General features: G+C 61.9%; 22 protein-coding genes. 6 read left to right on the top strand and 16 right to left on the bottom strand.

Annotated features, from left to right (window positions below; genetic code table 11):
* Positions 1-64 precede the first annotated feature (64 nt).
* The 9 genes from AC3WQA_RS01100 to AC3WQA_RS01060 form a co-directional block, all read right to left on the bottom strand.
* Positions 65-826, bottom strand: a complete 762-nt coding sequence (locus AC3WQA_RS01100) for a hypothetical protein (protein WP_492673282.1) — start codon at positions 824-826, stop codon at positions 65-67.
* Entirely contained in the window at positions 823-1,242 is a 420-nt protein-coding gene (locus AC3WQA_RS01095; RefSeq protein WP_492673281.1) for a hypothetical protein, read from the bottom strand. The genes AC3WQA_RS01100 and AC3WQA_RS01095 overlap by 4 nt, the downstream gene beginning before the upstream one ends.
* Positions 1,239-1,550 (bottom strand): hypothetical protein, encoded by a 312-nt coding sequence (locus AC3WQA_RS01090; RefSeq protein WP_492673280.1) that lies wholly within the window; start codon positions 1,548-1,550, stop codon positions 1,239-1,241. The genes AC3WQA_RS01095 and AC3WQA_RS01090 overlap by 4 nt, the downstream gene beginning before the upstream one ends.
* Positions 1,547-1,714, bottom strand: a complete 168-nt coding sequence (locus AC3WQA_RS01085; protein ID WP_492673279.1) for a hypothetical protein — start codon at positions 1,712-1,714, stop codon at positions 1,547-1,549. Before AC3WQA_RS01085 ends, AC3WQA_RS01090 begins: the two co-directional genes overlap by 4 nt.
* A complete protein-coding gene (locus AC3WQA_RS01080; protein ID WP_492673278.1) occupies positions 1,714-2,385 on the bottom strand; it encodes a hypothetical protein in 672 nt (223 codons plus the stop codon). The genes AC3WQA_RS01085 and AC3WQA_RS01080 overlap by 1 nt, the downstream gene beginning before the upstream one ends.
* A 66-nt stretch (positions 2,386-2,451) precedes the next feature.
* On the bottom strand, positions 2,452-2,724 hold the full coding sequence (locus AC3WQA_RS01075; protein ID WP_492673277.1) for a hypothetical protein: 273 nt from the start codon (positions 2,722-2,724) through the stop codon (positions 2,452-2,454).
* Positions 2,721-2,912, bottom strand: coding sequence for a hypothetical protein (locus AC3WQA_RS01070; RefSeq protein ID WP_492673276.1), 192 nt, complete (start codon positions 2,910-2,912; stop codon positions 2,721-2,723). The genes AC3WQA_RS01075 and AC3WQA_RS01070 overlap by 4 nt, the downstream gene beginning before the upstream one ends.
* Positions 2,912-3,325, bottom strand: a complete 414-nt coding sequence (locus tag AC3WQA_RS01065) for a hypothetical protein (RefSeq protein ID WP_492673275.1) — start codon at positions 3,323-3,325, stop codon at positions 2,912-2,914. The genes AC3WQA_RS01070 and AC3WQA_RS01065 overlap by 1 nt, the downstream gene beginning before the upstream one ends.
* 490 nt (positions 3,326-3,815) lie before the next feature.
* The gene (locus AC3WQA_RS01060; RefSeq protein ID WP_492673274.1) at positions 3,816-4,052 is read right to left on the bottom strand and encodes a hypothetical protein; all 237 of its coding nucleotides are present in this window, start codon (positions 4,050-4,052) and stop codon (positions 3,816-3,818) included.
* A 32-nt stretch (positions 4,053-4,084) separates the two neighbouring features.
* On the opposite strand from AC3WQA_RS01060, the gene AC3WQA_RS01055 reads away from it, so the two are divergent.
* The 3 genes from AC3WQA_RS01055 to AC3WQA_RS01045 all read left to right on the top strand — a co-directional run bounded on the left by AC3WQA_RS01055 (position 4,085) and on the right by AC3WQA_RS01045 (position 7,026).
* The gene (locus AC3WQA_RS01055) at positions 4,085-4,885 is read left to right on the top strand and encodes an HNH endonuclease (protein WP_492673273.1); all 801 of its coding nucleotides are present in this window, start codon (positions 4,085-4,087) and stop codon (positions 4,883-4,885) included.
* On the top strand, positions 4,882-5,337 hold the full coding sequence (locus tag AC3WQA_RS01050) for a GIY-YIG nuclease family protein (RefSeq protein WP_492673272.1): 456 nt from the start codon (positions 4,882-4,884) through the stop codon (positions 5,335-5,337). The genes AC3WQA_RS01055 and AC3WQA_RS01050 overlap by 4 nt, the downstream gene beginning before the upstream one ends.
* A gap of 93 nt (positions 5,338-5,430) precedes the next feature.
* Positions 5,431-7,026 (top strand): hypothetical protein, encoded by a 1,596-nt coding sequence (locus AC3WQA_RS01045; protein WP_492673271.1) that lies wholly within the window; start codon positions 5,431-5,433, stop codon positions 7,024-7,026.
* Here AC3WQA_RS01045 and AC3WQA_RS01040 read toward each other — a convergent pair.
* The 7 genes from AC3WQA_RS01040 to AC3WQA_RS01010 all read right to left on the bottom strand — a co-directional run bounded on the left by AC3WQA_RS01040 (position 7,023) and on the right by AC3WQA_RS01010 (position 14,744).
* Positions 7,023-7,454, bottom strand: coding sequence for a DUF6573 family protein (locus AC3WQA_RS01040; RefSeq protein WP_492673270.1), 432 nt, complete (start codon positions 7,452-7,454; stop codon positions 7,023-7,025). The genes AC3WQA_RS01045 and AC3WQA_RS01040 overlap by 4 nt on opposite strands.
* A gap of 10 nt (positions 7,455-7,464) precedes the next feature.
* On the bottom strand, positions 7,465-7,647 hold the full coding sequence (locus AC3WQA_RS01035) for a hypothetical protein (RefSeq protein ID WP_492673269.1): 183 nt from the start codon (positions 7,645-7,647) through the stop codon (positions 7,465-7,467).
* Between the two features lie 830 nt (positions 7,648-8,477).
* Entirely contained in the window at positions 8,478-8,720 is a 243-nt protein-coding gene (locus AC3WQA_RS01030) for a hypothetical protein (RefSeq protein WP_492673254.1), read from the bottom strand.
* A 19-nt stretch (positions 8,721-8,739) separates the two neighbouring features.
* Positions 8,740-12,807 carry an RHS repeat-associated core domain-containing protein gene (locus AC3WQA_RS01025; protein ID WP_492673253.1) on the bottom strand — a complete coding sequence of 1,356 codons (4,068 nt, stop codon included), beginning with the start codon at positions 12,805-12,807 and terminating at the stop codon, positions 8,740-8,742.
* A 51-nt stretch (positions 12,808-12,858) separates the two neighbouring features.
* The gene (locus AC3WQA_RS01020; protein WP_492673252.1) at positions 12,859-13,536 is read right to left on the bottom strand and encodes a hypothetical protein; all 678 of its coding nucleotides are present in this window, start codon (positions 13,534-13,536) and stop codon (positions 12,859-12,861) included.
* 177 nt (positions 13,537-13,713) lie between these two features.
* Positions 13,714-14,268, bottom strand: a complete 555-nt coding sequence (locus AC3WQA_RS01015; protein WP_492673251.1) for a hypothetical protein — start codon at positions 14,266-14,268, stop codon at positions 13,714-13,716.
* Between the two features lie 68 nt (positions 14,269-14,336).
* Positions 14,337-14,744 carry a helix-turn-helix domain-containing protein gene (locus AC3WQA_RS01010; RefSeq protein WP_492673250.1) on the bottom strand — a complete coding sequence of 136 codons (408 nt, stop codon included), beginning with the start codon at positions 14,742-14,744 and terminating at the stop codon, positions 14,337-14,339.
* Between the two features lie 38 nt (positions 14,745-14,782).
* Here AC3WQA_RS01010 and AC3WQA_RS01005 point away from each other — a divergent pair, with 38 nt between their 5' ends.
* The 3 genes from AC3WQA_RS01005 (at position 14,783) to istB (ending at position 17,568) form a co-directional block, all read left to right on the top strand.
* Positions 14,783-15,100, top strand: coding sequence for a helix-turn-helix domain-containing protein (locus tag AC3WQA_RS01005; protein WP_492673249.1), 318 nt, complete (start codon positions 14,783-14,785; stop codon positions 15,098-15,100).
* 190 nt (positions 15,101-15,290) lie between these two features.
* Positions 15,291-16,817, top strand: coding sequence for an IS21 family transposase (gene istA / locus AC3WQA_RS01000; RefSeq protein WP_492673248.1), 1,527 nt, complete (start codon positions 15,291-15,293; stop codon positions 16,815-16,817).
* 10 nt (positions 16,818-16,827) lie between these two features.
* Positions 16,828-17,568: an IS21-like element helper ATPase IstB gene (gene istB, locus AC3WQA_RS00995; protein ID WP_492673247.1), complete on the top strand. Its 741-nt coding sequence runs from the start codon at positions 16,828-16,830 to the stop codon at positions 17,566-17,568.
* Positions 17,569-17,709: the final 141 nt, after the last annotated feature.

Here is a 17,709-nt window from a genome sequence, read left to right as displayed (position 1 = left end):
GAGTTCTCTGAGTGATATGGAAAAAGGTAGGCGTTCATCGGGGGCTGTCTAGCCCCCTGGTGGATCAGCCGCCTTTCGGTTCTTTGTGGAAGTAGCCGTCGAGCTTCTTTTCCTGCTCGATTTCCCACTTCGTTTTCCCAGTCACCGGCTTGTAGTCCGGAGACATGGGATTGAAGGATTTCGGTTTCAGGTGGTTCATCGGACCATCCGTCGGTGCAGGCTTGCTTCTCACCACCGGAGTCACCGGTGCCGGCGACGCGCTGGGTGCGACGGTGACCGGAGCGGGTGCAGCGACCGCAGGCGGCGGAGCCACAGCAACGGGTGCAGAGGTGGGCGTGGGTGCGACCACGGGTGCCGCAACGACTGGTGCAGGTGTTGGCACCACCGGCACCGCTTTCACCGGTGCCGGTGCTTGCACGACCACGGGTGCGTTGACCGTGCGATGGGCATGCCATTCGATGCCTGCGCACGTCAGAACGGTCACAACGGCGATGGCAACACACGCGTGCTTGCAGGCCTTGCCGATGGACTGGCCGCGCAATTCGGTGAACTTGGTTCTCAAACCGGCCGCAGCCACCTGGGCCGCCTGCCCGGCTTGCTTCGCGCGGGCCTGGGCAATCGCCTTGGCTCTCTGCGCAGCGGCCTTCGCGGCGGCCTTGGCCTCATCGCTCACCAGGCCCTCGTCCGCTTCCGCGACGACGCGCGGCGCGGACGCCTCTTCATTGTCGTTGAAGTGGTCACCGCCAAGGGGCGCGGCCAGCGGCGCCTTCACCGTTGCTGGTGCGGCAATGATCTCGTCTTCGTCGTCGTTGAAGTGGCTGGTCATGAGGTCTGTCCTTTATAAGGGTGGGTGATCGCGTGGCAGATCCGGGCCCACCAAGCGGCGACCCAGGACAGCCGAACGGGTGCGGCGACCGGTGCGGGTTTCGCTTCCGGCACGTCGATGGGTTCGAAGTAGCCGAAGGGCTGCACGTCCGGATCCATCACGTCATGGATGGACTGGGACAGTGCCAGGCGCGGCTGCCGCGCGAGCTGGGCACGGGCCCGATCGGCGGCGATGTGCCGGTTGAGTTCGTCGGCTTCTCGCAACAGCTCTGAAACGTCCTCGGCGGTGACGTTGTTGAGGAACGAATGCGCCATCTCCTCGGGCGTCCGCGTCGTGGACAGTTCTTCGTCGGTCGTGCTGGGAGCGGCGCCGTCGTGCAACAGCAGGACCGCAGGGGTTTCGCTGGCGGTGTTCATGATTTCTGCTCCATGGCCCATTCGCGGAGCACCTTGGAAACTTCCGCCGGCGTCATCCCCTCGAAGTGGTTCGCCTTCCGCAAGTCGGGCTCGATAACTCGGTAGTCATTTCTGAATTCGAGCGCCAGGCTGCCCATGCCATCCATGATCAACACACCGCGGGACCGCGCTTGAATGGCGTTGAACATTTGCTCCCGGACCGCTGGCGAGGCAGCAGCAAAGGTAAGCGGAAAGCTCATGGGGACGTTGAAGGTCAGCTCGATTCCTTCGCGGCTGTTCACTGGTTGGCGTGGGCTCAACTTCTTCATGACTTCTGTTCCTGGGTGACCGGAGCCAGGGGCCGCACGAAGCGCCCCTGGTCATCCGGAACGGCGATGGTTTGAATGAGCAAGGCGTATTCGCGCTTAGACGCGTCGAGCAAGAACGGCAGCCATTGGTTGCTGGCCTGGGCGGCGAGACTGAGCGCAAACATCACTTGGCTCCGGCGACGGCGGGGACGGGGCTGATCACCAGCGCCGGGGACTTGCCGCTGGCCAAGTTCACCTTGACCGTGGTGTCAGGCTTCAAGCCGGCGTGGACCCTGGTGATGAGCCATTCGATTTCATCGGAAGGCGCTTGGATCGTGATGGTGGTGGGTTCACTCGCCTGGTCCGCCAGGGCGGTGGCCTTTTCGATCACGCGGCTGATGTCGGCGGCATGGGCCTTCACCTTCGCTTCGGGCAGGGCGATGGTCAGGCGATCGAGGGCCTGGATCTGTTCGGTCTGGCCGGTCGTGTCGTTCTTGGCGACCACTTCCTTGGTCGCGACGGTGGCGACCACGCCCGGAGTCTTCTCGACTTCGGCCTTGGTCTTGTTGGCTTCGGCCAGCAGATGCTTGTGGATCTGCACGCTTGCCACACCGCCAACAACGGCACCGGCCGCACAGCCTTTCAGCATGTCGGAACCGTTTCCGAGCACACGGGCCAGGACTGCGCCCGCGCCGCATCCCAAAATTGCCCCGCCGGTTGCGGAACGAGTCGTTTCAGATTTCGAACCGAACACCCCGCCCACTTTCTGGGTCGCGGTGTCCAGTGAGGCGCAGCCCGTCAGTGCGACGGCGGCGGTGAGCGTGAGCGCCAGGGTGGCGTGGGCGAGCTGTTTCATGGGGAAGTCCTCTGGATGTGGGGAAGCTGGGGAAGGGTTGAAACGATGGAACGGGCCTGCTGGGGATCAGGCTTGTTTCGCGGTGCCGTGCGCTCCGCCGAAGTTGACCTGAGCACCCAAGCCGTTGAACTCGGCACGAGACAGGAGAGGCAAGCCGTTCCACTGAGTTGCCGTAGGGCGCTTGTCGAGCCACGCAGCCGCGGCAATCACCGCGCTGTAAGAAGTCAGCACCAGCCAAGCCGGGCTGAGAGCGATCACGTTGAAATGAGCGAGAGCGACATGCGCGATTGAGAGACCGGTGAAGGCGATGGCGCAGAACGGGAGGGCGGCGATTTTCATGGAATGGGTTCCTGGGTCGGGCGGAAGAAATGGATGGCGTCGTGTGCAGCTTTGGTCAGTGCAATGCCGCCGACGAACGAAGTGAGGTGGAAGTCACGGGCCACGGCGATCACCAGGACGGTGACGATGGCGACGTAGACCAGCAGGCCGACGGTGCGAAGGAGTGGCAGTGAGAGGCGGGTGCGCATCACTTCTCCGGACGCGCGGGCAGTTGGACGGCGGTGCTGGGTTGAGTGGCACCAGGACCATGCGTGCCTTTGCGCACTGCGACCGGTTTCGTGGCCTCGGCCAGGCTGCCCTCGCCCATCGCTTCAAGGAATTCGCGCATGATCCGGCGCAGTTCTTCTTGCGCAGCCTTGGCGGCTTCGGCCTGGCCACGCATCAGCAACGTGGCTTCCAAGCGCAAGGCGTTCAGAGATTCAGCGGCGGTGTTTTCGATCGCTTCGCGCAACATTTCGGCGTGGGCTTCGAAGCTCAACCGCAACTCCACACCTTCGCGCAGGATCCGCGTGCGGTTCGATGGCTCGCCTTTCGTCAGCGCATCAACACGCGCCATCGTGGTGGGGTCGAGCCTGAGGTGAATGCCGTTCTGACGACGCATGGGGAAGAAGTCTTGGAGGGGAAAAGGAACCGAAGCGATCGCTCCGGATACCTTCAACTTCTCAAAGATTCGGAGGCTGTCAATACCAAAGCCACCACCCATCGAAAATGAGGCGGTGCGCGGGTTTGCACGGGTTTTCGATGGGCAGTGGCCACCCAGAGATGTTTCGGTGGCTACCCGTTTCGCTTGGAATGGCCACCCGCGCGAAAGCGCTTGGGTGCTGGTGTTGCAGGCTGTTTGCCGTGGGCAGTGGGCACCCAGACGGCCACCTCCTTAGGAGCGTCTGGTGTATATGGACTGTCTTTGCATGCAATACGAGTATCCGGAGCTTCTTCTCTTGGATACGAGATGCAGCAACAGACAGCGAAAGTTTCAGCTTTGGCTTTTGCTTTGAAAATTTCCGAGCCCCTAGACGTCCCCCGAGAATCTCTTAGCGTGTTGATGAAGGTCACTCAACACGCAAGGTTCCCTCATGCCCACTCCACCCGCTTCAATCACTCAGCCGATCAAGCCCCCTTCCGAGAATGCACGTTGGAGGAAGGCGCACCTCAATCGTGATCGGGCTGTTTTGCAAGCCATGCTCCCCCTGCCCCTTGTTCGTGAGTGTGATCAACAGGCCGAGTCTCTGGGGTTGTCGAGAGCCGCTTATCTCGCGGGTGTGCTCTCCCTGGCCGATGACTTCCGCGACCAGATCGTGCTGCGCGTCCGTTTGCTCGAAAGGCAGCATGGGATGAAATTCCGCTCGCCCAAGGTTTCCCCATGACCACCATGACAGGTGACCTCCTGCTGGCTTTCATGGACGCCACCGCCTCACTGCGCGCGAAGGGTCCCGCCGTTCAAGGGTGGTTGCGCGACCGGGTTCTCGCGCGATCAAGCAACCGTTGTTGGCAGTGCGGTGAGGCAGCCTTGGCGGTCGTTCCCCTGTTTTCGCCAGCCCTCGGCGACCAGAAAACGGAGAAGAATTTGATGGCGGTGTGCCCTGCGTGCCGGGTCCGTTTGCTTGATCAGGACCCGTTGGCCCTGTCATGGGAAAGCGGTCAACCGCTCGCCGAAGGTCATCGCACCCAACGGCTGGAAGCGCTCGACGGCGCCCTGCAGCATGTCGTGCCGGCGACCGCGCAACGCTCCGTGGCCCTTTGCACCGCATGGCTCACCGCACACCGTTGGCTTTATCCACGCGTGCCGGTTTCTTGTTTACATGGGCATGAGGAAACCTGGCTCACACCGATCGCGGCAACGCCAGGCATGGCATGGGCAACCTTGGCCCTGGCAGCAAGGGAGGCCGGCGCGGTGCCGGTGAAGCTGTTGCCCAGTGTGTTGTGTCTCCCTTCGGCTCAGTGGGAACCGTTGGCCTGGTCGCTCATCGAGCGGGGCGCCCTCTTGCGCCGGGTGCACGTAAACGGCGTGGCGGAGCCAGGGGAAACTTGGGGCAATGGGCAGGGGAAACCTTGTGGGCCGGGTCCGTGGGATCAACTGTTTCACGGGGTGCAGCAAGCCGCGCGTGGTCGGCTGGCGAAACCCCGAACCGGGTTTGGCCAGCGCGCGGCGGTGCTGTCATGAGCGGGCGGGCTCAGAAATACGAAAGCCGGGAGCGCGTGCTGTATGCGCTCGTCTTCAACGAACCTTGGAAGGGTCGGGCCTACATCGGCCAGACGGTGGATCCGCGACTGCGGGAAAAGCAGCACAAAAAAGTGTGGGCCGAGCCCTTTGAACTGGTAGAGCTGGGCCGGATGACGGGCACGCAAAGCGAGGCGGAAGACCACGAATTCGCGTGGCGCCACCGGGCTTCCTTGGCCGGTTATGTGGTGGTCGCGAAGTCGTGGGCCGGGGAAACCTTTGTCGTCAGCGACACGCGCAACCGGATGACCGATGAGCGATGGACCATCGCTGAGCGGTTGAGGTGGCCGAAAGAACTGCGCATGCGGAAACCTTGGGCCTGGCTGCGCGATTGGTTGTTCTGGCAGACGGCGGGGCTGGCCGGCTGCTGGCTGTTGTTGCGGTTGCCGGTCTAAGCGACCGGCGGCGCCGCTTGAAAAACATGCCAACGGCACGGAAGGTTTTTCAAGCGGCGCGGTTTACACTAAGGCGAACACCTGGGATAGCAGATGAACGATTTAGGGCGTGCGTTAGAAGATGTCATCAAGGAAGGACAGAAAGCGCCCCTGACGGGCCAAGCCATTGATCAGGCTTTTACCCATATAACACGGCTGGTCTTGGACGAAGATCCTGGCGAGCGGGCGTCCCTGGTCGGCCTGGTCCATGAACTGATCAACCAAGGACGTTCCCGGGCCATGGCTGAGTGGGCAGCAGACCCGACGGTGGGGGCCGAGCGCGCCTCTTTGCTGTCGATCCTCATGGCCACCAAGGACGACGAAGAAGGGCTTGAGCGCCTGGCCTTGCTGGCAGCTCGATCGACCGGGCTTTCCGGTGCGCCTGATGCCGCGAGCATCGCCATCGCGTCCTACCTGTCTTCTCCTGATGGCTTCGACCTGTTCCGGTCGAAGCAGGAGCGCACCTTGGAAACGGTGCCAGCGGAAATCCGGATCGTGTTCGGTAGACGCATCGGGGAAAGGCTGCAAGCCATAGGCGAACTGGGCATAAGCGTTCGTGCCGAGCGCCTGGCGGGACTGTTTGGCTATGCCTATTCCGGCGTGATGGATCAGGACCTTGAACGCGGGACCGTCCAGGTCGATGGTGCTCAACTGCTCGCGCGCAGCAATGACGTCCAGTGGGATATTCGGATCAAGCGCACAGGTCGGCGCAAGGCAGACGGTGCGACCGGGTATGATATCGAGGCCCGTGAGGGCGCCGGGGCTGGGGTCGGAGGGGCCTGCCGCCCGGATGTCGCGTTTGTCAACGAAAGTTTCAAGCGGATCGTGATTGGCTTTGCTTTTTCTGGCGCGAACGCAAGAAAACAACGCAACGAAATCAACACCTGCCTGACCTCACTGCTGGACACCGTTCAGGACAAAAACAGCCCTTGGTGTGGCTATTCCGTGGCACCCTTCTACTTGAATGCCGGCACTTTCGTCCCCCATGACCCGAAACAACGCGCCGGGTATCGAACGACCGAAGCTCTAATTGCGCAGGAAGTTCCTGAACACCAGCAGCGAGCGCTGGCCACCCTTGAGTTGATGGCCGCGGCCATGCACGCAGAATCGCCGGAGCAGGTGGCTTCATTCTTCAAGTGCAACCCCCTGGTGGGCGGAACGACCACCCTGGAACACCTGCACCATGTCGAACGGACGGCGGCATTGCCGACTGACCAGGCCATGGCGCGCCATGTGGCCTTCCTCGCGCAACAGACCACCCAAGCCCTGTCGGCAGCAGCCAGGATCGTCAACGCTCCGGAGACCGAAAGCATTGTCGACCAGGCCCTCGAAAACGTGTATGCGCTGTTGAACCAATCCGAGGAGGCGTTCGGCGGCATGTCGCAACAGACATTCGACGAACACTGGGCTCCCATGGTTAATGCAGTCCAGAGCCTGAGCCAAGCGGTCATCCAGCGGCATGGCAACAGCGGCGACCAGCCCATCGAGGACCGCATCAACTACTGGACTGACTTGCTCACCGCTTCGGAGCGATTAGCCAACTCATCTTTTGCTCACATGCAAAAAGATCATCAGGAAATCCTTCTAGCCAGTGGCAAGGACACCGGGTTTGCCGAGCAAGTCACCGTGATACCCATTCTCGGCGCTTAGTCTTCGTTCGGCAGCATGATGGTGCCCACTGGCTCGGCGCTGTCCCCGGGGCCAATCAGCATATAAAAGGCGACCTCGACCAGCCGGCCCGTGCCATCGTTCGCGATCACTTCAACGGTGAAATCAATCCGGTCCGGGCGCTCCACTTCCTCCCCGGCGGCCTGTCGGCGGGTCAGCGCCTTGGCGGCATGAAGGGCCGACTGCAGGACCGCGGCCTCGCGCATCGCTTGGATTTCATGCGCCTTCGGATCCCGCTCGTCCCATGCGATCGCGGAACCGTGGCCGGCGCTGGTGATGGCCAGCGGCACTTTGAAGCCGAACCGCGGAGCGAGGGGGAGCGAGACCAATACGCCATCGGCGAGGGCCTGCTCCCGCGTGTAGGAGAAGATGATGGGCATGTCGGAAAACGGGTTGGTGTTGTCGGTCATGGTCGGTTCCTCAGTGGGTCGGGGTGGCCTGGGCGGCCTTGCGGGCGGCCTGCATTTCATCGAGCGCCTTGACCAGATCGCGTTTCAGGTCGGACGGCATGCGGACGTCGGTGTTTTCAGCGACCTCTGCGGCGGTGTCGAACAGCCGGGCCACGGCGTTGTCTTCGCGTTCGGTCAGGGGTTTCGTGCTCATGTCTGGTTCCTCACTCAGTAGTTGCTGGCCGGTAATCCGGCAGCAGGTGGTCAACCTGCTGCGAATGGCAGCCGCCCGCCCGGCAGACGGGGCGCGGTCAAGGGAGGAAGTGATCGGTGTGGGGCGGGATGGAGCCGGCTGGTGCGGGCGCGAAGCGACTCGGTGCCGGCGACTGACACGGCCGATCACGGCCCTTGACTGCGTATTGCCATCGAGCTGACCATCTGTTGCCAACACGGCTGACCATTTCAGGCAAGTGAACTGACCAGCAGCAGCAGCTTTTTGACCAGTGAACGTCGTAGCTGTAATGCGTGATCTTGCTGCTGTCGTCGTTCAACACGCGACCGCGTCACTGACGTGGCCGACCATGAACCGCTATGTCTTGCCTACCGCCAAACGTCATGCATCGAAGGCCCGCATGAGGCGGGCGTTCGATGCATGTGCCCCAGCTTGGCAGTGAGGTTTTACCCCATATTTCCCTGCAGCCCTTTTTCTAACCGCAAGGTTCTGGTTGACGGCGCGCATCGGTCATCGTGTGGCGCTTGCCGTTGGCGTAGTAGGCGTGCAGCGTGACGTGGCCCAGCATGTCTGTGACGGTTGCAAATTAATTTCCTCCGCCTCCTTATTGCTGCTTCTGCAGGTAGCGCAGCCGACACCCGCCGCCCTGGTAGAGCCGAAGGCGGTGAACTCGACTGTGGCGACACTGAGTGGCGCCTCGCAGCCATAGAGTCCACCGCCTCCCCTCATTGGGAGGCGAGAGGATCCAGTGATGGACGAACACCAATGAAATAAACAAGGCGCCTCCAGAGGCGCCTTGTTCGGTACTCAGGTCATTCACGCGGTGCCGAACTTCCCGGCAATTGTTCGAAGTCTTCATCTGGCTCAAGGTAGTGGATTAATCCAGCCCCAGCCATTCTGACTATCACACCGGAACGCAAATAGCTCCACTGTTCTTGTGGAAAGAGCGTGGTGTACTCATTCGTGTCGATAGAGCATACAACAACTCCTACGCGCCCCCCCCCTAATGCCACATGATCGCCTAGCCTGACTTCTTTCCCATCTGCATATTTCATTACGCGCCGCCTCCCTTTCTCACAGAGGCACTGCCCCGGGTGGCGGCGGCGGCTCTGTCACGCCAATCGCAGACCAAAAGCACTGACAGTTATTGGGATTCTGGTTCATTCGATACAGGTGTACGTGATCACCCGGGAAAGGGTAATGGGGTTTGCTTGGGGGAACTTTATCAAGGCGGTAACCAATCGTGCCCACTTGGGGCGAACACGGTGGGCAGGAGTTATCAGCCTTATTGCACATTTTTCCGCCAAGCCAATTGCCGACGGCACCGCCCGCAACAGCACCACCTGCAGCACCTGCAGAACCACCAGACTCTCCTCCAGCAACGCCACATCCAACAGTACCTACACCAGGCGCAACCAGCGTGCATGCAGCACCACCACCCACTGCGCCGCCCGCCCCGCCAAGCACTCCTCCTAGAACTCCACCACATGTGGCCCCAGCGGCCGCCCACGCGGCTTGGCATGTCTGTCCCGACGAAGCTAGGCCCAATGGATCGATCGAGCCCAACGGATCTCCATCTACGTAGGCGTAAATGTTCTCCCCTCCCTCTTCCCCAATCGGATCGCGACTGAGCCAGCGGCCTACGGCTGGATCATAAGCACGGTACTGCGTCAGAAACAGACTTGATCCTTGGTCATGCAGCATACCTGCATACCCGTAGTCGGGATGTATACCCCTTGCCCGTGTTGTGACGCCATACGCACCGTACTTGGCAGTGCCCAGCATTTTGCCGTTGGCGTCCGTCGCACCAACCACACTGCCTAATTGGTCGCGCACGTAGTACAGCGCCTGCACCCCATGGATTTCACCCTGGTCGAAGTAGTCCGCCATCACCACGTCGTTGCTATCACGCACCTGGCAAACCGCCGACCCACACCACAGATAGCGAGCCTGCGTGCTGGCAGCGCCGTTCTGGTGGGTGATCATCAAGCGCCGGCCCCAGCCGTCGTAACCGTAACGGGTGACTTCACCGGTTGCGGTATTGGTCTGGCTGACCAGCCTACCAGCCGCGTCCCATGTGTACTGATGTACGCCATCACTGATCAGATTGCCATCCGCATCGTACTGCCATGACATGCCGTTGACCGTGCTGAGCTGGTTCAGCGCGTTGGCAGAGGCCGTGAGGGAGAACGAGGCACCCGCCGCCTTCAGCAGATTGCCGGCCGCGTCGTAGTCGAAGCGGCTGGCATCCCGATCGTCACCGCGCACATCCGTGAGTCGGTATGCCGCATCGTAGCGATACCGCTCGCTGTCACCACGACCATCTTCGTTGTTCCCGTCATCGCGACCGTCATGGCCCCATCCGTCGCGATCGTGACCGTAGTCGTGCTGCAAATCGTTCGCTACCGCCTGTTCCGCATCAATGGTATCGGCCCGATCGTCGTGATTGCCGTCACCATCGTGATCCCTCCCTTCGCGCAGCCGCGGCCACTCAAGTTTGGCGGCTGTCAGCAGATGCTCGGGACTGTGAGCATATTCCTGCAAGGCCTCCAGGCGCCGCCCCTTGACGTCCAGGTACATCAGACGATGCAGTTGCCGGTCACCACGGTTGGACTCGTACTCCATGTTCAACGCAAGGCCGGGCTGGCCGGAGGGCGTCATCAGCACCCGCCACGTCAGCTGGTCGGTGTCGCCGAGGTAGCTGTATTGGAAGTTGCCAAGCGGGTTGGTTTCTTCGCTCAACCGACCCAACGCATCGTAGGTATCGCTCACCGTCACGTCCGTGGTGCGGTGAATGACCCTGCCCAACGCATCGTAGGCATACTGCGCGCTGTCATTCGCACTGAACGGCCCCGTCTCCTGTGCCAGTTTGAGGGCGCCAGGTTGACCGGCTGGCACATAGCTGAAGCCGGTGTTACCCAAGCCGTCCGTCATGCCAGTCAGGCGGGAATAGTAGGGATCGTAGCGGTAGGATGCCGCCGCCGTGGGGTTCACGGCATGCAGGTACTGCACTCCAGTAAGCAGGTCAGCCAGGTCATAGCTGTACGCCATGGTCTGCCCCAACGCATCAGTCTGGCTAATCAGACGGCCAACACCGTCATATGCGTACGTCGAGCCCTTGCCATCGGCATAGGTCTTGGCGGTCACCCGGCCTTCAAGGTCACGCGTCCACGTGGTGACGTTCCCGTTCGGATCGGTCATCGTGTGGCGCTTGCCGTTGGCGTAGTAGGTGCACTGCGTGACGTGGCCCAGCGGGTCGGTGACCGCGATGAGGTTGCGTACGGCGTCGTAGCCGTAGTGGGTGGTGTTGCCCTGGCGGTCAGTGACGGCCACGAGGTCTAGGCGGTTCCACGTGTACCGGGTGGAGGTGTGGTCGGGATAGCTGACGGATACTACGCGATTGAGCGCGTCGTACTGGAACTGGCGCGTGTAGCCCGCAGCATCAGTGCTGGTGGCGACGCGGCCTTCGGCATCGTAGGTGTACCGCTGCGACACATGCCCGAGCGCGTCGATGACGGCCAACAAGTAGCCGTTGCTGTCGTACTGGTAGCGCGTCATGTTGCCCAGAGGGTCGGTGGCCGAGGTGCGTTGGCCGCGGGCGTTGTAAGTGTAGGTGGTGGTACCGCCCGCCGCATCGGTCGTGGTTAGCGGCTGATGCTGGCCGTTGTAGGTGGCGCTCGCCAGCGTATCGAAACCGCTCGCGGTCTTCTGCTGCACCTGGATCTGGTCAACGCCGTTGGGTGCGTACGTATAGGTGGTTTCGCGGCCATCGGGGTCGATCTTGGACGTGACCTTGCCGTACGCGTTGTAGGTGTAGTGAGTGACCTGACTGCTGCCGTCATCCAGCACCCGACCCACGTCACTGGGCAGGTTCAGCGTGCCGGGATAGTACGGCCCCGGCTGGCCGGCATAGTCGTACCAGATCATGCCTTCCAGCGGATACTTGACGTTCTCCAGCACGCGCGAGGTGTAGTAGCAGCACGGATAGGCGTGCAGGAAGTGCTTCATGCGCGCTTTGCTGTAGTCGCAGCTGGTCGTGCCATTGCTCACCGTGCAGGCCGCCGCGAACGCATTCTTGTCCCAGTAATACGAGTCGCGGTAGTTGAGGTAGGCATTGAAGGTATTCATGCCGCTCGGCGCCTGCGACACGCTGAAAGGTGCACCGGGCGCACCGGGCATGTATTCGGTGCGCTCGGTATGCCCGGCGGGATCGGTCGCCTGGATCGACAACTCCGTGGCATTGCCGTTGGCGCCTTCGGTGTGTGCGAAGGTGGTGGTGCCGTAGGGCGTTGTCATCGCCTGCACGAACAGGGCGCTGTCGTAGGTGAAGGTGGAGGTCATGCCGATCGCGTCGGTGATCGACACTAGACGCCCTTGACTGTCGTAGGCCAGGGTTGCGTGGCGACCGAACGGATCGGCAATGCCGGTGACGAGCAGGGGCGCGGTGCTGTTGCCGTAGGTGAAGGTGGTCTGCTGGCCGATCGCGTCGGTCACTGTGACTAGGCGATGCTGGTTGTCGTAACTTAGCGTGAGGGCATTGCCCTGCGCATCGACGATCCGGGTGAGGAGCACCTTGCGCGGGTAGGTAGTCGCGCCGTCCGGCATGGCGAAGACGTCCTTGCTGCCATCGGCGTAGCGCAGTTCGTAGCTGACCGGGTTGCTGGAGGTCATGACCAACACCGCGCCGTTGTCCGGTTCGGGCGAAAACGCACCGGTGGTTGCGTTGTATCCACTGTAGGGCCAGCCGCCGCCGCCCGAGACATAGCGCAGCACCTGACTGCCTGGGTTGCTCGGATCATCCTGGATCCAGCTGATCCAGTTGAGCGTCCACTTCTGCCCGACGCTGAAGGTATCGAACACTACCGGCTGGTCGGCTTCGCGCTCGTTGTAGGCAATCGTGGTCTCCACCGTCGGTCCCAGCGGCGGGGTGTAGCCAATCGGTGTATCGCGGATGTTGAGGCCAGCGAGCAGCGATTTGAAGGAGTACACCGGCATGCCATGGGCAGACCCGCAGCTATTGCTGTCGGCGCTGTCGCACGGCGCGTTGGCATTGGGATCGTTGGCCTGTGTGACGCCAGCCCACGCTTGCATCGTGGTAATGACCAGGATCATCGTTAAAAGTAGCTTGCTCAGCGTCTTCATAAGGTTCTCTCTATCCATGCGAGCGACGTTCGGTGAACCAACGCCGTTGAATCAGTGAAGGGGGAGAAGCGAAATCGGATCGATGCGTGTGCTGGGAGAAACAGGCCGCCCCGAGGTGGTGCTGACCTGCTGGCCGTCGGTGTGACGAAACGCACCTTGCCGGTAGCGCGCCAAACAGGCGCCATCGCCTTTCTGGCAAAGCACTGCCACGCAACCGGTCAGATCGTGGAAGAGCGTGAGGTCGTCGGCACTGCCGGTGGCGGCTTCGTCGTGCGCGGCGTCGTGCGGGGCGTAACGCACCAGATCGCCCACGTGATACGGCGCGGCGGTGAATTCGGTGCGCAGCATGAAGAGCGTTAACGACTGGTTGGTTGTTCCCTTGGGCACGTTGATCGTCACCATCTGCACATCGTGCAGGTAGGGTGTTATCGAAACGGGCAGGCTTTTCCAGTAGCCGTGCGACTTGGCCCAGTGGAAAACCTGGTTCATGTCCGCCGGCGTGCCCACGCTCGCGAGCCGGCCAATGACCAGGTGAGGATAAGCGCCGTCGACGAGCAGGCCACAACGATCAGCACTGCAAATGGGCTGCAAAGGTTTGCCATCCGCCGCGCGTGCAGCGCGGTTGAGCAAAAGCAACAAGGTGAGCGCCAGACCTGTGGTCACCTTGCGCCAATGGCGTCCACAAACCTCAAGACCTGTAGTCTTGACCGGGCTACGGAACGATTTCATGCCCCTTGTCTTCCCTGACATCAGCGACTCCCCAGGCCCTGATTCGATGATGTCGCCATGAGCCGCATCGCGGCAGGCGATCACACGCACTATCTCTTCGCCTGCGCATAGACGTCAACAAGCAAGATCTTGCGCCGAGATGAACTGTCCTGCTATCGTCTCATCGACCTCAGTGCCTCATCGGCAACGCCATAGGCGACGCCACAAGCCCTCGTCCGTAGCCCCGCCGCACCGCACAGATACACGGCACTGAATCTGTCGCGGCCTAAGGTAGATCTGCTGCACACCCCAGCCCATCGCCAGCATCATGGCCATGACGCCGACGAGACGAAGCAGCAAAACCGGTACGGGCAGCGGCGAATGCGAGGCCAGGTACCATGCCTCAAGCAATTCGAATCCCAGGAAGCCCATGACGATACGGCCGAACAAGGCCAAGCCGCGCAGGGATGCCGCAAAGTGCACGCTTTCGCTGCCAAAACGAAGCGAGTGTGTAAACAGTAGCAGGCGTATTTCCCGATCCGTGAGGTCGGCTTCATGCTTCAGACGGATCAGGTTTTGCCGATCCAGTTGAGGCCGATCACATCGGAAGCGCGTACGGAAGGCCCGTTCTTCTTCCTGTGCCAAGCGGTCACGAGCCTCCAGCGAGAGCACCTCCGCATCCGCCGCGCCTTCGCGGACGGCATCCACCAACTCGGACTTCAATTGGTTCCACTTGATGTCGTGCTCTTTCATGGACGAACTACTCCTGGGAAAAAGAATGACGGAACGGTACGAGTGCCCATCTTGCTCGGGTCGTTCGTTCATCGGCGCACCGCGATGGCGAGTAGTTCCTTCACCTGTCCCGGCTCCACACGCCCCTTCTCGGTACTCAGAGCATAGGCAGCCTTCAGTATCCGCAAACGCATGGCTGGCTTGAGCTTCTTGCTCAATGTGGCTAGCTCGGTATCAACGCATCGGATGATCTGATCGACGAGCGCGAAGTCCATCGTGCGCGTGGCCGCTTTGATCGGCTGTTCACCGGGACCAGCCAGTAGCCAGACCGGATCGATACCGTAGGTCTCGTACAAGGCACGAAACAACGCGACCGGCATCTCACGTTCGCCGCGCTCGTAGTTGGCATACGCACGCAGTGACAATCCCAGGGTATCGGCGAAGGCGCCTTGGCTCAGGCCGGTGCTGGCCCGCACAGCTACCAGTCGTTGACCCATAGCAGCGTTTTGTTCTGGCGTTGCAATGCTACTCATATATGCCTATATTGAGTCTCATACATGCCGTAGAGGGTAACGACTTGCGCCACGAAAGGAAACGCCATGAACGGATCAAGGCACGCCTGCGGCAGGCGGGCAGTTCATTGGCGCAAGTGGCGAGAGAACTCGGCGTGCAGCCGACGACTGTCACCTCGGTGAGCCAAGGATATCGGCGCTCGCAGCGTATAGAGGCACAGATCGCGACCACGCTCTCGACGACACCCGATCAGCTCTGGCCGGATCGCTACCCGGTGCTCCAGCGCGCCGCCCCGCCTTCGCCCACAGGAAACGCCTCGCCCGGAACCGCCATCGGTTAACCCACCCCGAACCGCGAGCGCAAAAAGGGCCAGCGTCTGCAAACGCCAGCCCTTTGAGATTGCCATTGTCGAGTGACCACCGACGTACGCATTCTCATGCGCCCCCGCCGATCCTGTCAACCGCGCCGCCCTGAACGGCGGCGCGACGGACGGCAGCGCTCGCCCGATCCCCTCCGCATGAGAATTTGACATGGTTCTGAAGAGCTTATGCCGGCTATTGCTGATCACCGACCTGTCCAACCGCAAGGTCGGACAGATCTGCCATGTGCACCATCACACCGCCGGCCGCTACCGCGACCGCCTGCGAGAAGAAGGGCTGACCTGGGAACGTGTGAGCGAACTTTCCGAAGAAGCGCTCGATGCGCGCCTCAACAACGGCCGTGAGCGGATACGAAAGAAGTTCGTGGAACCGGACTGGTCTCACGTCCATCAGGAGCTTTCCCGCCCCGGGGTGACGATCACGCTGCTGTATGAGGAATACGCCTCCTCACTCGACACCGAGCCCATGTCCGATCGGGAATTCCGGCGACGCCACGACCGCTACAAGCGCACGCTCGGCGTGGTCATGCGCCAGGTGCGACGCCCGGGCGAAGAACTCTTCGTCGACTACTCGGGCAAGCGCCCCTCGATCACAAATCCCGACACCGGCGTGAAGACGCCGGCGGAATTGTGGGTCGGCGTCCTGGGCTCCAGCCGCAAGACCTTTGCCTATTGCACGGCGACGCAGCAGTTGCCCGACTGGATCGATGCGCATGTGCACGCGTTGGCGTTCTTCAGTGCCGTCCCGCTCTACCTCGTCCCCGATAACCTCAAGTCCGCCGTGGTCAGCATCTCCCGCAAGGATGGCCACTACATCAACCCCACCTACCAGGCCTTTGCCGACCACTACAACCTGACGGTGATGCCCACCCGCGCGCGCAAGCCGCGGGACAAGGCGGCCGTCGAAGGTGGTGTTCGCCTGGCCCAGATGTGGATCCTTGCGCGGCTGCGGAACCGCACGTTCTTTTCGCTCCCCGAACTCAACCAGGCAATCGACGAGCTGTTGGTACGCCTCAACAGCAAAGGAATGCGCACGCGTGGCGGCATGAGCCGAAACGAGTTGTTCGAGGAGCTGGATCGGCCAGCGATGCGCGCGCTGCCGGTGCAGCCCTACGAGTATGCCGAGTGGAAGATTGGCGTCACGGTTCCGCAGGATTACTGCGTCGTCTGGGAGCGCAACTACTACTCAGTGCCTTTCAGCCTGGTGGCGCGCAAGGTCAATCTGCGGGTCACGACGACCACGGTCGAGGCGTATCACCGCGGGCAGTTGGTGGCCACGCATCGCCGTTCGTTCGGTGTCGATGGCGTGTTCATCAAGAAGGAGCACCAACCGCCTGCGCACCGGCTGTACGGTGAAGAGCAGATGGCAGAGCTCGTCGCCTGGGCGGAAACCGTCGGGCCGTCTGTCCACCAGTTCATGCAGCAACACCAGCAAGCCCATTCCGCTGCCGCCTCGATGCAGGCCTTCCGCGGGCTCAAACGGCTGGCCCGAGACTTCGGCACGGAACGGCTCGACCGAGCCTGCGCGCGGGCCCTGCGCATGCGCGCGATCACCATCACCTCCGTCCGCTCGATGTTGTCGCGCGGCATCGAGAACACACCGCTGCAAGACGACGCGGCGGCCAACGACCCCATCGCACCGCACCAGAACGTGCGCGGCGCCACCGACTACGAATAGGGGATACCTCATGTCACACCTGCAAACCATCGAGCAACTGCGCGACTTGCACCTCGCCGGCATGGCCGAGGCGTTCGCCCACCAGATGAGCGATACCGTGTTCGCCAGCGTGGCTTTCGAGCAGCGCGTACAAATGCTGGTCGAGGCCGAAAAAGCGCAACGTGACAACCAACGCTATCAGCGCCTTCTGAAGAACGCCAAGCTCAAGGTCATCGCCGCACCCGAGGAGATCGACTATCGGCCGGGGCGTGGTTTGGACAAAGCCGTGATGGCGGATCTGCTGACCGGCTTCTGGATCGGCGCACACCGGAATGTGCTCATCACCGGCGCCACCGGCACTGGCAAGACTTGGCTCGGCTGCGCCCTCGGCGTCCAGGCCGCGCGCTTGGGTTTCACGGTTGCGTACCGCCGAACCGCCCGGCTGCTGGAAGAGATGGCCATCGGGCACGAGGACGGAACCATCGCGCGACAGCGCAACCAGCTCAGCAAGGCGCAACTGCTGATCCTCGACGACTTCGGGTTGACCGCGCTGACGAATCGCGGGCGCTCGGATCTGCTCGAAGTGCTGGATGATCGGGTGGGCAGCGGCGCCACCATCATCCTGGGTCAAATGCCCGTCAAGGATTGGCACTCCTACATAAACGATCCAGCAATGGCCGACGCGATCCTCGATCGGCTCGTCCACAGCAGCGTTAAGCTGGATCTGAAGGGCGAATCCATGCGGCGGGTGAAAAACCGCAGCGGTCAGTAGACTGCCTGCGCCGGGCAGCGAGGTGCCGGCGGTGGATAGTCTGTTGGCGAAGCTGGATAGCGCCGCAGGCGACGGTGGTCAGCTGGGTTGCCGGCCGCGGTCAATCGCTGTGGCAAAGGTGGTTAACCGGCTGGCGTTTTG

The sequence above is a fragment of the Rhodanobacter sp. FW106-PBR-R2A-2-24 genome (genome assembly GCF_058789615.1).
Note: the sequence above shows the minus strand (reverse complement) of the source record. Positions and strands in the feature narration are given on the sequence as shown.